10 protein-coding genes are annotated in these 12884 nt (G+C 72.2%); 6 read left to right on the top strand and 4 right to left on the bottom strand.

The genetic code is table 11. The features are described from left to right. The first annotated feature begins 190 nt into the window (after nucleotides 1-190). Together AB0H81_RS29830 and AB0H81_RS29825 are read left to right on the top strand one after the other, a co-directional pair. Nucleotides 191-2329, top strand: coding sequence for an elongation factor G-like protein EF-G2 (locus AB0H81_RS29830; RefSeq protein WP_358381202.1), 2139 nt, complete (start codon nucleotides 191-193; stop codon nucleotides 2327-2329). 165 nt (nucleotides 2330-2494) lie between these two features. Then, nucleotides 2495-4066 carry a family 10 glycosylhydrolase gene (locus AB0H81_RS29825; RefSeq protein ID WP_358381200.1) on the top strand — a complete coding sequence of 524 codons (1572 nt, stop codon included), beginning with the start codon at nucleotides 2495-2497 and terminating at the stop codon, nucleotides 4064-4066. Nucleotides 4067-4130: 64 nt separating this feature from the next. On the opposite strand, the gene AB0H81_RS29820 is transcribed toward AB0H81_RS29825, so the two are convergent. From AB0H81_RS29820 to AB0H81_RS29805, 4 genes are all read right to left on the bottom strand, one after another. Next, nucleotides 4131-4661, bottom strand: a complete 531-nt coding sequence (locus AB0H81_RS29820) for an HIT domain-containing protein (RefSeq protein ID WP_358381198.1) — start codon at nucleotides 4659-4661, stop codon at nucleotides 4131-4133. A gap of 57 nt (nucleotides 4662-4718) precedes the next feature. Further along, entirely contained in the window at nucleotides 4719-6683 is a 1965-nt protein-coding gene (thrS, locus tag AB0H81_RS29815) for a threonine--tRNA ligase (RefSeq protein WP_358381196.1), read from the bottom strand. A 63-nt stretch (nucleotides 6684-6746) separates the two neighbouring features. Next, a complete protein-coding gene (locus tag AB0H81_RS29810) occupies nucleotides 6747-7352 on the bottom strand; it encodes a GH25 family lysozyme (RefSeq protein ID WP_358381194.1) in 606 nt (201 codons plus the stop codon). Nucleotides 7353-7401: 49 nt separating this feature from the next. Continuing rightward, nucleotides 7402-8295, bottom strand: coding sequence for an LLM class F420-dependent oxidoreductase (locus tag AB0H81_RS29805; protein ID WP_358381192.1), 894 nt, complete (start codon nucleotides 8293-8295; stop codon nucleotides 7402-7404). Nucleotides 8296-8413: 118 nt separating this feature from the next. On the opposite strand from AB0H81_RS29805, the gene pgm reads away from it, so the two are divergent. From pgm to AB0H81_RS29785, 4 genes are all read left to right on the top strand, one after another. Beyond that, a complete protein-coding gene (gene pgm, locus AB0H81_RS29800) occupies nucleotides 8414-10051 on the top strand; it encodes a phosphoglucomutase (alpha-D-glucose-1,6-bisphosphate-dependent) (RefSeq protein WP_358381190.1) in 1638 nt (545 codons plus the stop codon). A 168-nt stretch (nucleotides 10052-10219) separates the two neighbouring features. Then, nucleotides 10220-11458 (top strand): hypothetical protein, encoded by a 1239-nt coding sequence (locus tag AB0H81_RS29795; RefSeq protein WP_358381188.1) that lies wholly within the window; start codon nucleotides 10220-10222, stop codon nucleotides 11456-11458. A 16-nt stretch (nucleotides 11459-11474) separates the two neighbouring features. Then, entirely contained in the window at nucleotides 11475-12173 is a 699-nt protein-coding gene (locus AB0H81_RS29790; RefSeq protein ID WP_358381186.1) for a DUF2786 domain-containing protein, read from the top strand. Between the two features lie 51 nt (nucleotides 12174-12224). Then, a partial coding sequence (locus AB0H81_RS29785) for a hypothetical protein (protein ID WP_358381184.1) occupies nucleotides 12225-12884 on the top strand: 660 nt, incomplete at its 3' end.

Below are 12884 nucleotides of genomic sequence, written 5' to 3'. Positions count from 1 at the left end.
CCCTTGTGATATCCGCCACACGGGTATTTGGTGAACACACCGCGTCTGTCCATGCGGTCCTGCTTCACCCTCCGCGCGGGCGCGGCGTTGGAACTCAACCGACGACACGGGAGAGGAGGTCCGGCCGGGTGCCTGGCCGCGGGTCAGGCCGCCGGAGCGGGCCGTCTCGTCCCACGAGACCGGAGGCGATGTGGCGGAGAAGAACCCGGGCACGGCCATGGGAGCCGCGGGCAGGGCACCATCGGCCGACAGTGCGGACGCGATACGCAACGTCGTGCTGGTCGGCCATTCGGGAGCGGGCAAGACGACCCTCGTCGAACAGCTGCTGGCCGCCACCGGCACCATCCAGCGGGCGGGCCGGGTGGAGGACGGCAACACGGTCAGCGACTTCGACGAGGTGGAGGTGCGCCAGCAGCGGTCGGTGAACCTGGCCCCCGCGCCTCTCATGCACAACGGCGTGAAGATCAACCTCCTGGACACCCCCGGTTACGCCGACTTCGTGGGCGACCTGCGCGCCGGCCTGCGCGCAGCGGACGCCGCCCTGTTCGTCGTGTCGGCGGCGGAGGGCATCGACGGGCTCACCCAGATGCTGTGGGAGGAGTGCGCCCGGGTCGGCATGCCCCGCGCCGTCGTGATCACCAAGATCGACCATCAGCGGGCGGACTTCGACGAGGTGCTCGCCGCCTGCCAGGACGTCTTCGGTGACGGCGTCGCCCCCCTCTACCTGCCGGTGATCACCAATGGGCACGTCAACGGCCTGATCGGGCTGTTGTCGCAGAAGTTCTACAACTACGCCACCGGCACGCGTACGGAGAAGGACCCCGGAGCCGAGTACGAGGGCCGGATCGAGGAGTACCGCGGCGTCCTCATCGAGGGGATCATCCAGGAGAGCGAGGACGAGTCGCTCATGGACCGCTACCTCCAGGGCGACCCGATCGACACGAAGGTGCTGATCGAGGATTTGGAGAAGGCGGTCGCGCGCGGCAGCTTCTACCCGGTGCTCTGCTCGGGCATCGGCGTCGGCGCCATGGAGGTGCTGGAGCTGATCACGCAGGGGTTCCCCTCGCCGCTGGAGCACCCGCTGCCCGAGATCACCACCCTTGACGGCAAGCCGGTCCGGGACATCTCCTGCGACCCGGACGGACCGCTGGTCGCCGAGGTGGTCAAGACCACGAGCGACCCGTACGTGGGCCGCATCAGCCTCGTGCGGATCTTCTCCGGCACGCTGCGCCCCGACATGACCGTGCACGTCTCCGGGCACGGCCTGGCCGACCGCGGCCACGAGGACCACGACGTCGACGAGCGCATCGGCACCCTGACGTGCCCGCTCGGCAAGCAGCAGCGGCCGATCGCCAAGGGCGTCGCGGGCGACATCGTCGCCGTCGCCAAGCTGTCGCGGGCCGAGACCGGCGACACGCTGTCTGAGGTGGAGCGGCCGCTGATCATGACCGCGTGGCAGATGCCCGACCCGCTGCTGCCCGTGGCCATCCAGGCCAAGTCCAAGGCCGACGAGGACAAGCTGTCGCAGGCGCTGGCCCGGCTCGTCGCCGAGGACCCGACGCTGCGGCTGGAGAACAACCCCGAGACCAAGCAGCTCGTGCTGTGGTGCATGGGTGAGGCCCACACGGACGTGTTGCTCGACCGGCTGTCCAAGCGCCACGGCGTCGAGGTGGAGCGGATCGAGCTGCGGGTGCCGCTGCGCGAGACGTTCGGCGGCAGGTGCCAGGCCATGGGCCGCAACGTCAAGCAGACGGGCGGGCACGGCCAGTACGCCATCTGCCACATCGAGATCGAGCCGCTGCCCTCCGGAGGCGGCTTCGAGTTCGTGGACAAGATCGTCGGCGGGGTGGTGCCGCGGCAGTTCATCCCGTCGGTGGAGAAGGGCGTGCGGGCCCAGATGGAGCGCGGCGTCGTGGCCGGCTACCCGATGGTGGACGTGCGGGTGACGCTGTACGACGGCAAGGCCCATTCGGTGGACTCCTCCGACATGGCCTTCCAGATCGCGGGCCAGCTCGCGCTCAAGGAGGCCGCCGCCAAGGTGCCGACGCTCCTGCTGGAGCCGGTGGACGAGCTGTCGGTGCTGGTGGCCGACGACTACGTGGGCTCGGTGATGTCCGACCTGTCGTCGCGGCGCGGGCGGGTGCTCGGGACCGAGCCGGTCGGCACGGGCCGCACGCTGGTCAAGGCCGAGGTGCCGCAGCTGGAGATCACCCGGTACGCGATCGACCTGCGCTCCATGTCGCACGGGACGGGGACGTTCACGCGGACGTTCCTGAGGTACGAGCCGCTGCCGTCGCACCTGGCGGGCAAGGTCACGGCCACGGGCTGAGGCGAACGTCACGGCCACGGGCTGACCGGCGAGGCGGTTCCGGAGAGCGGGGCGCGTCGCCACCGGCGCGCCTCCCTTCCATGCGCTTCCTTCACTCCGGCATCACGAATCGATTTCTTTTTTCCGGCCGGAGCATCGGGGAGGGGGTGCGAAACTGGGGGCATTATGCGTACCGGACGCCCTCTGCTCGCCGCCGCCGCTCTGGCCGTCCTCACCACGGGTGCCGCCTTCGTGTTCGGCCCCGGTCCCGGTGAGCCGCCCGCGGCGGGATCAGCCAAGAAGAAGACGGCCGCCGCTTCCGCGACGTCGTGCAAGGCCGACGCCCGCTACCCGAAGAGGGAGTTGCGCGGGGTCTGGATCGCGACGGTCAAGAACATCGACTGGCCCTCCAGGACGGGGCTGACGCCCGAGCGGCAGCGCGCCGAGTACACGCGCATCCTCGACGGGGCGGTCAAGCGCCGGCTCAACGCGGTCTTCGTCCAGGTGCGGCCGGCCTCCGACGCGCTCTACCGCTCGTCGCTGGAGCCGTGGTCGCAGTACCTCACCGGCACCCCGGGCAAGGACCCGGGCTGGGACCCGCTGCCGTTCCTCATCGCCGAGGCCCACAAGCGGGGGCTGGAGTTCCACGCCTGGTTCAACCCGTACCGCGCCTCCTACGACGGCGGCGTGGCCAAGCTGCCCGCCGGTCACCCGGCGCGGCGCCACCCCGGCTGGACCGTCGCCTACGACGGCCGCCTCTACTTCAACCCGGGCCTGCCCCAGGTGCGCGAGCACGTCGTCAAGGTCGTCACCGACGTGGTCAAGCGTTACGACGTCGACGGGGTCCACTTCGACGACTACTTCTACCCGTACCCCGGGCAGGGCGGGGCCTTCGACGACCGGGCCGCCTTCGCGAAGTACGGCAAGGGTCAGAGCCTGGCCGACTGGCGCCGGCAGAACGTCAACACGCTGGTCGCCGAGGTCGACGCGGCGGTCCACGCGACCAAGGGGTACGTGAAGTTCGGCATCAGCCCGTTCGGCATCTGGCGTAACAAGGCGCAGGACCCGGCCGGGTCCGCCACGTCGGGCATGTCCGCCTACGACAGCATCTACGCCGACGCCCGCGCCTGGATCAAGGCGGGCACGGTCGACTACGTGCTCCCGCAGCTCTACTGGCCGATCGGCTTCAAGGCGGCCGACTACAAGGTGCTCATGCCGTGGTGGGCGCGCCAGGTCAAGGGCACCGGCGTCGACCTCTACATCGGCCAGGCCGTCTACCAGGTGGGCACGCGCACCGACAAGGCGTGGTCCAAGCCGGGCCAGCTGGCGGCGCAGCTCACGCTCAACGACCGGCACAAGCAGGTCGAGGGCGACGTCTACTTCAGCGCCAAGAACGTCCTGGACAACCCGCTGGGCGCCATGGACCGCGTGGTGGCCGGCCACTACGCCCGGCCCGCGCTGCTGCCGCTGATCAAGGAGCGCGGCGGCGACGCCCCGGCCACGCCGGCGGGCCTCAAGGCCGGCACGGGCAAGGGAGAGGGCGCCGCGCTGACGTGGACGCCGTCGGAGGGGGCGCGCGCCTACGCGGTCTACCGGCTGCCCGCCTCGGGTGCCGACTGCCACACGAAGGACGCCGGCGACCTGGTGGCGCTGGTCACCGCGCCGTCGTTCACCGCGCCCAAGCCCGGCACGTACCTCGTGACGGCCCTGGACCGGCTCCAGCACGAGAGCGACGCCGCCAAGGTGACCGTGCGCTGACACCGCGGAGCCGCCCCCGGAGAGCGGCCGGTGGGTCCCCGGCGCCCGTGAAACCGGGCGGGGGTCAGTCCCAGGCGCTCGCCAGGAGGTCGCGGGTGTCGCGCAGGAGCTGCGGCAGCACCTTGGTACGGGCCACCACCGGCATGAAGTTGGTGTCGCCGCCCCAGCGCGGCACCACGTGCTGGTGCAGGTGCGCGGCGATGCCCGCCCCGGCGACGTCGCCGAGGTTGAGCCCGACGTTGAAGCCCTGGGCGCCCGACGCCTTGCGCAGGGCCCGCAGCGCCCGCTGGGTGAACTCCCCCAGCTCCAGCACCTCGGCCCGGTCCAGCTCGTCGTAGTCGGACACGTGGCGGTACGGCACGACCATGAGGTGACCCGAGTTGTACGGGTAGAGGTTGAGCACCGCGTAGACGACCTCGCCGCGGGCCACCACCAGGCCGTCCTCGTCGCTCATCCGCGGGATGGCGTCGAAGGGGCACCCGTCGCCGGGGCCCGTGCCGGTCGGCTTGCCCTCGCCCTTGATGTAGGCCATGCGATGCGGGGTCCACAGCCGCTCGAAGTTGTCGGGGTCGCCTGCTCCTGGCTGATCGTGCATATCTAGCAGCATAGGGCCCCCTCCCGGGTGTGGGAGGGGGCCCTGCGGGCGTGGGCGTCAGACCTGGATCCGGCGCTCCACCGCCGAGACGATCTCGTCGATCGCGTCGTCCACCGGCACTCCGTTCTTCTGCTCGCCGCTGCGGTAGCGGAACGACACCGCGCCGTTGGCGATGTCGTCGTCACCGGCCAGCAGCATGAACGGCACCTTGGCCTTCTGCGCGTTGCGGATCTTCTTCTGCATGCGGTCGTCGGCCGTGTCGACCTCGACCCGGATGCCCCGCTCACGCAGCCGCTTGGCGATGTCCTGCAGGTAGGGCGCGTGGGCGTCGGCGATCGGGATGCCGATCACCTGGACCGGGGACAGCCAGGGCGGGAAGGCGCCCGCGTAGTGCTCGGTCAGCACGCCCAGGAAGCGCTCCACGGAGCCGAACAGCGCGCGGTGGATCATGACCGGCGTCTGCCGGCTGCCGTCGGCCGCCTGGTATTCCAGCCCGAAGCGCTTGGGCTGGTTGAGGTCGAGCTGGATGGTCGACAGCTGCCAGGTGCGGCCGATCGCGTCCTTGGCCTGCACGGAGATCTTCGGGCCGTAGAAGGCCGCGCCGCCCGGGTCGTCGACCAGCTCCAGCCCCGACTCGGTGGCGACCTGGTGGAGCGCCTGGGTGGCCTCCTCCCACTCGGCCGGGTCACCGATGAACTTGTCGGAGTCGTCGCGGGTGGACAGCTCGAGGTAGAAGTCCTCCAGGCCGAAGTCGCGCAGCACGCTGAGCACGAACCTCAGCAGCGACTTGATCTCGTCGGCCATCTGCTCGCGGGTGGTGTAGATGTGCGCGTCGTCCTGCGTCATGCCGCGCACCCGGGTCAGGCCGTGGACCACGCCCGACTTCTCGTACCGGTAGACCGAGCCGAACTCGCACAGCCGCAGCGGCAGCTCGCGGTAGGACCGCCCGCGCGCCCTGAAGATCAGGTTGTGCATGGGGCAGTTCATCGGCTTGACCCGGTACTCGATGCCCTCCAGCTCGAAGGCCGGGAACATGTCGTCGGCGTACCACGGCAGGTGGCCGGAGGTCTCGAACAGCGACGACTTGGTGATGTGCGGGGTGTTGACGAACTCGTAGCCGGCGTCGGCCTGCCGGCGGCGCATGTAGTCCTCCATCTCCTTGCGGATGATCCCGCCCTTGGGATGGAAGAGCGGCAGACCGCTGCCCAGCTCCGGCGGGAAGCTGAACAGGTCGAGCTCCGCGCCGAGCTTGCGGTGGTCGCGCTTCTCGGCCTCTTCGAGCAGCTTGAGGTATTCGTCCTGCTTGTCGCGGGACTCCCACGCGGTGCCGTAGATGCGCTGGAGCTGCGGGTTCTTCTCGCTGCCCCGCCAATAGGCGCCGCCGGAGCGCATGAGCTTGAACGCCGGGATGGACCGGGTGGACGGCACGTGCGGGCCGCGGCACAGGTCCTTCCAGCGCAGCTCGCCGCTCTTGGCGTCGAGGTTGTCGTAGATGGTGAGCTGGCCCGCGCCGACCTCGACGGACTCCTCGTCGGCCGCGCCGCCCTTGAGCCCGATGAGCTCCAGCTTGTACGGCTCGCCGGCGAGCTCCTCGCGGGCCTCGTCGTCGCTGACGGGGCGGCGGGAGAACAACTGGCCCTCCTTGACGATCTCGCGCATGCGCTTCTCGACGCGCTTGAGGTCGTCGGGCTGGAAGGCGTGCTCGACGTCGAAGTCGTAGTAGAAGCCGTTGTCGACGGGCGGCCCGATGCCCAGCTTGGCCTCGGGGAACAGCTCCTGGACCGCCTGGGCCATCACGTGGGCGGTGGAGTGGCGCACGATGGCCCGGCCCTCGGCGCTGGAGATCTCGATCGGCTCGACCGCGTCGCCGTCGGCGAGCCGCCAGGCGAGGTCGCGCTGCTCGCCGTTGACCCGGGCGGCGATGACGGTGCGGCCGTCGGCCTCGAGCGCGTCGCCGGCCGTCGTGCCGGCCGCCACCACACGCTCGGCTCCGGCGAGGGTGATGCGTAGCTCGGCTGACACGGTGGCTCCCTGTGGCTAGGCGCCGGGTGCCCGGATGGCGTCCGGCGGTGATGGACACCGATGCTATCGCGGGTGATACCCCAGCCTGGTCAGTGCTTGGCGGCTGCCGTCGAACACGTTGCGGTCCACGGGCCGGCTGGAGTACTGGTGGATCGTCCACTCGGCCCACGGTGAGGGCACCTGCGGATCGCCGCGCGCCTGACTGGGGCTGGCGATCCACAGCGGATAGCCCTCCAGGCCGGCGCAGTGGCCGGAGTGGGCGAACGACGGGTACGTGTAGACGAACGGGCGCACGCCCGCGTGCAGCTCGACGTAGCGGCACCAGCGGCGGGCGTGCCGGGCGACCTGCTCGGGCCGCAGGCCGTCGCTGGTCTCCAGGTCGAGTGCGATCAGGTCGCCGCGTCGCAGCCCGCCGGCCCGGCGCAGGGCGCCGAGGAAGTGGCGCGCGTGCTCGGCCGCGTCGCCCTTCGGCCGGGCGAAGTGGTAGGCGCCGCAGACGACCCAGTTCTCCCGCATGCCCTGCCAGTTGCGGCTGAAGTAGCGGTCGCTGAAGCCGCCGCCCTCGGTGGCCTTGGCGAAGGCGAAGGCGACGCCCTCCTCGGCGTGGTGGGCCCAGTCGACGCGGCCCTGCCAGTTGGACACGTCGATGCCATGCAGCAAGCGCTTCACCTTGTGGAAGTCTAGGCGCGTGCCTTGCGGCGGTGCCCCCGACGCGCCGTCAGAGGAGCTGACGGAGCAGCGCGAGGGTGCGCTCGCGCTTGGAGTACGGCGAGGCCACGAAGTCCGTCACGCCGGCCCGGCGCAGCTCCTCGATCTGGTCCCGCACGGAGTCCTCGTCGCCCACGACGGCCACCTCGCCGGGCCCGGACACGCCCTCCTTGTCGAGCATGGCGCGGTACGACGGGAGCTGGCCGTACATGGAGAAGACCTCGTCGGCGCGGGCCCGCGCGGCCTCGGCGTCGTCGGTGACGCAGACCGGGAGGGCGCAGACGACGCGAGGCCGCGGGCGGCCGGCCTCCTCGGCGGCGGCGGTGATGGCGGGGACGACGTGCTGGGTGACGGTCCGGGGACCGGTCATCCAGAGCACGGTGCCGTCGGCGCGGGAGCCGGCGAGCTTGAGCATGCGCGGCGCGAGGGCGGCGATGAGGACCGGCATGCCGGCTCCGGGGGTGCTCAGCCGGATGTCGGCCTTCAGCGTCTCGCCCTCGACGTGGACGTGCTCGCCCCGGGTTGCGGGCAGCAGGATGTCGAGGTAGTCGGCCATGTGGCGGGCGGGGCGCTCGAAGCTGTAGCCGAACATGTTCTCGATGACGACCTGGTGCGACAGGCCGATGCCGAGCGCGAGGCGGCCGCCGAGCGCGGCGTTGGCGGTCATCGCCTGCTGGGCGAGGGCGGCCGGGTGACGGGGGTAGGTGGGCACGACGGCGGTGCCGAGCTCGATGCCCGGCGTGCGGGACCCGGCGACGGCCAGGGCGGTGAGCGCGTCGAGACCGAAGATGTGCGACAGCCACACCGAGGTGAAGCCGGCGTCGCTCGCCGCGGCGATGCTGTCGCCCAGCTCCTTGAGCGGGTCCGGCCCTGTGGGCTCGTTCAGGAACAGTCCGATGCGCATGGTGACCGAGCTCCATTCTGGTTTATGGGCGCGAGTCTAACCGCGGCGGTACGGCGGGCAGCCACGCGACACGGGAGATCGCGGAGGCGTCCGTGGAGGGCGTTTGTAAGGTGGGGACATGAGCCACGATCGCGCCGGACAGCCCGCTCAGCCCGCCGACCTCGTCGACGTCGCCCGGCTGGTCACCGCCTATTACGCGTTCCATCCGGATCCGGAGGAGGTGGCGCAGCGGGTGGCGTTCGGCACCTCCGGGCACCGCGGCTCCGCGCTCGGCATCGCCTTCAACGAGGACCACATCGTGGCCACGACCCAGGCGATCTGCGAGTACCGCGCGGCGCAGGGCACCGACGGCCCGCTGTTCCTCGGCGCCGACACGCACGCGCTGTCGGAGCCGGCCCGGGTGTCGGCGCTGGAGGTGCTGGTGGCCAACGGGGTGGACGTGCTGGTGGACTCCCGCGACGGCTACACGCCGACGCCGGCCGTCTCGCACGCGATCCTCACCCACAACCGGGGCCGCTCGACCGGCCTGGCCGACGGCATCGTGGTCACCCCGTCGCACAACCCGCCGGCCGACGGCGGCTTCAAGTACAACCCGCCCAACGGCGGCCCGGCCGACACCGGCGCCACCTCGTGGATCCAGGACCGCGCCAACGAGCTGCTGGCCGCCGGCCTGGCCGGGGTGAAGCGCGTGCCGTACGCCAGGGCGCGGCGGGAGGCGGGCCGCCACGACTTCCTCGGCGCGTACGTGGACGACCTGCCGTCCGTGGTGGACCTCGACGCGATCCGCGCGGCCGGGGTGCGGATCGGCGCAGACCCGCTGGGCGGGGCCAGCGTGGCCTACTGGGGTGAGATCGCCGAGCGGCACCGGCTGGACCTGACCGTGGTCAACCCGCTGGTGGACCCGACGTGGCGGTTCATGACGCTCGACTGGGACGGCAAGATCCGCATGGACTGCTCGTCGCCGTACGCGATGGCGTCGCTGATCGCCGGCCGCGACCGCTTCGACGTCGCGACCGGCAACGACGCCGACTCCGACCGGCACGGCGTCGTGACGCCCGACGGCGGGCTGCTCAACCCCAACCACTACCTCGCGGTCGCGATCGACTACCTGTACGCCCACCGCGACGGCTGGCCGGCCGGCGCCGGGGTGGGCAAGACGATGGTCAGCAGCTCGATCATCGACCGGGTGGCCGGGTCGCTGGGACGGCGCCTGTACGAGGTGCCGGTCGGGTTCAAGTGGTTCGTGCCCGGGCTGCTGGACGGGTCGCTCGGGTTCGGCGGCGAGGAGAGCGCCGGCGCGTCGTTCCTGCGCCGCGACGGCTCGGTGTGGACGACCGACAAGGACGGGATCATCCTGGCGCTGCTCGCCTCGGAGATCACGGCGGTCACGGGCGCGTCGCCGAGCGCCCGCTACCGGGAGCTGACCTCCCGCTTCGGCGACCCCGCCTACGCGCGGGTGGACGCGCCGGCGACGCGCGAGGAGAAGGCGGTGCTGGGCAGGCTGTCGGCCGACCAGGTGACGGCGACCAGCCTGGCCGGGGAGCGGATCACGTCGGTGCTGACGCGGGCCCCGGGCAACGACGCGCCGCTCGGCGGGGTGAAGGTGGCCACCGAGAGCGCCTGGTTCGCGGCGCGGCCGTCCGGCACCGAGGACGTCTACAAGATCTACGGCGAGTCGTTCAAGGGGCCGGAGCACCTGGCCGAGGTCCAGGAGGAGGCTCGGGCGCTGGTCTCCGCGACGCTCGCGGGCTCCTGAGCGCACCGTGGGAGTCCCGGGAGCCGAGGCTCCTGGGGCCCTGGCGAGCTACGATAAAGCTGGGCAAAATGGGGCGGCAGCGGCTGTTTGGCGTACAAGATGGCGACATTCTGCGATGATCTCGTCGTTGGACAGCCTGAGTATGTAGCCCCCCACGGACAGTGACTGATGCCCACATTCGAGGAAATAGCCGCCTTCGTCACGGAAAAGCCGGTCGCCACCGCTGTCATCGCGCTCCTGGGCCTGCTCGCCCTGGGTGTCGCGTTCTTCCTGCTCCGGCTCGCCTGGCGGGCTGGAGCGTTCCTGATCGCCCGCTACGTCTCGCCGCGCCCGATCGAGGACATCCTGACGATCGTGGCCGCGTCCATCGCGACCGGCGTGTCGGCGCAGGGCATGTGGCGCTTCTCCGGTGACGTGCTCGGCCTCGACGGCCCGCTGCGGCTGCTGCTGTTCGCGTTCATCGAGGTCGCCATCATCACCTCGGCCGTGCGCGCCCGCCGCAACATGCGCGAGAACTTCTCCGCCGGCATCGACGGCATCGCCGTGTGGGCGCTGACCTGCCTGACGGCCGTGCTGTCCAGCATGGACGCGCGCAGCCTGCCCGAGGCGGTCTTCCGGCTCGCCGCGCCGCTCGTCGCCGCCTGGCTGTGGGAACGCGGCATGGCCATCGAACGGCACCGCATCCGCGGCACCGGCCGCATCAACTGGCGGCTCACGCCCGAGCGGCTGCTGGTCCGGGTCGGCCTGGCCGAGGTGAGCGACCGCACCGCGAGCGAGGTCGACGCCCACCGCAGGCTCACCCGCGTCGCGCTGGCCGCCAAGAAGGCCAAGGCGCTGCGCGAGGCCGGCGCGTCCGAGCGCAAGATGCGCGCCGCGCTGGCCCGGCTCGACAAGGCCATGGACCAGGCCGTCGAGCACACCGGCCTGGCCGTGGACCCGGCCCGCCAGGAGGCGCTGCTCGCCCAGATCGCGGCCCTGTACAACACGAGCGCCCTCATCGACGCCGACCCGCGCGTGCCGTGGGAGCCGAACGCCGACCACCACCCCGTCCCCGCCCGCCCCGCCCTGCCGGCCGCGCTGGCCGAGCTGGTCGAGGACGAGGACGAGGACATCACCGTGCTCGACACCACCCCGCAGGTCGTCGACACCGCCCAGCGGGCCGCGCTCATGCGGGCCGCCCGCGACTACTGGGACCGGCAGATCGCCAAGGGCATCGTGCCGCGCACGGTCGACATCGCGCAGGAGATCGGCATCTCGCTGGTCACCGCGCGCCAGTATCGTGCCCTGTGGAAGCTGGAGCCGGAGGCGCACGCCCTCATCGAGGCTCTGTACCAGCAGCACGGCATCGTCGACACAGGGGCCTTCCCGGCCCTCGGCGCCGACGGGCGGGTGCTGACCAAGTCCTGAAGGCGCGGGGGGCCGGGTGAGGGAGCGCACGCTCGAACGGGTCAGGAAACTGCTGGCCAAGGCCGAACGCACCGACAACGAGCACGAGCGCGCCACGTTCATGGCGGCGGCCTCGGCGCTCATGGCGAAGTACGGCATCGACGCCCTCGACCCCGGCGAGCAGCGCCAGGGTCCCGGCGACCGGATCGTCACGCTGCCGGCCCCGTGGGCGCGGGAGAAGGCCCGCCTCGTGGGGCTGGTGGCGCAGGCGGTGCGCTGCCGGCCGCTGCTCATCGGGCGCGGTGACGGCGGGCACCGCGTCCACATCTTCGGCTTCGCCGCCGACCTGGAACGTGCCGAGCTGCTCGCCACGTCGCTGCTGCTCCAGATGGCCTCCGGTCTCGCGCGCACCCGCCCGCCGGCCGAGGCGGCCGCCGCCCGCGCCTACCGGCGCTCGTGGCTGCTGGGCTTCGCCGACGAGGTGTACCGGCTGCTGCGCGAGGCCGAGGAACGCGCCGAGGCGGAGCACGTCACCCCGTCCGGCGGCACGGCCCTGGTGCTGGCCGACCGGCGGGCCGAGGTGGAGCGCGCGGTGGCGGCGCACTACCCGCGGATCCGGGTGACGGTGCCGCGGATGAGCGGCACCGGCTACCACGACGGGGCCGCCGCGGGCCGCCGCGCCGACCTGGGCCGCACCCGTGTGCCCGGCGCCCCCTCTCCCGAGCTGGCCCGCTGACGCGGCCCGCCGCTCCCACCGCCCGGGGCGCGGGGGCCTAGGGTGAGGCGCATGGAGAACGGCGGGACGGACCTGGCCGGGGGTGCCATCACGGCGCGGGCGGAGGGCTCTCCCGCGCCGGAAGCGGTCTGGGCGGCCCTGGCGGGGAGATCGCCCGCGGCGCTGGCGACCGGGGCGGAGCTGGTGGCGCGCTGGAGCGAGCCGCACCGCCGCTACCACACCCTCGACCACCTGGCCGCCGTGCTGGCCGCCGCCGACCGGCTGGCCGGGGCCGCGGCCGACCCCGCCGCGGTACGCCTGGCCGCGTGGTTCCACGACGCCGTCTACGACGGGCGGCCCGGCTGGGACGAGGAACGCAGCGCCCAGCTCGCCCAGGCCCGGCTCCCCCGGTGCGGGGTGCCGCCGGCGCGGGTCGCCGAGGTGGCCCGGCTGGTACGGCTGACGGCCGCCCACGACCGGGTCGCGCCGGGCGACGCGAACGGGGAGGTGCTGTCCGACGCCGACCTGGCCGTGCTGGGCTCCCCGAGCCGGGAGACCTACGACGCCTACGCGGCCCGGATCCGGCAGGAGTACGCGCACGTCCCCGACGAGCCGTTCCGGGTGGGCCGGGCGGCCGTGCTGCCGGCGGACGAGTGCCCGCTGTGCCCGTCCTCGGACACGCGAGCCTCGGAGATCCCGGCGCACGACTACGACGTGGTGGTCTTCGAGAAC

This window comes from Nonomuraea sp. NPDC050691, assembly GCF_040654455.1.
In the GTDB taxonomy this organism is placed as follows: Bacteria; Actinomycetota; Actinomycetes; order Streptosporangiales; family Streptosporangiaceae; genus Nonomuraea.
Note: the sequence above shows the minus strand (reverse complement) of the source record. Positions and strands in the feature narration are given on the sequence as shown.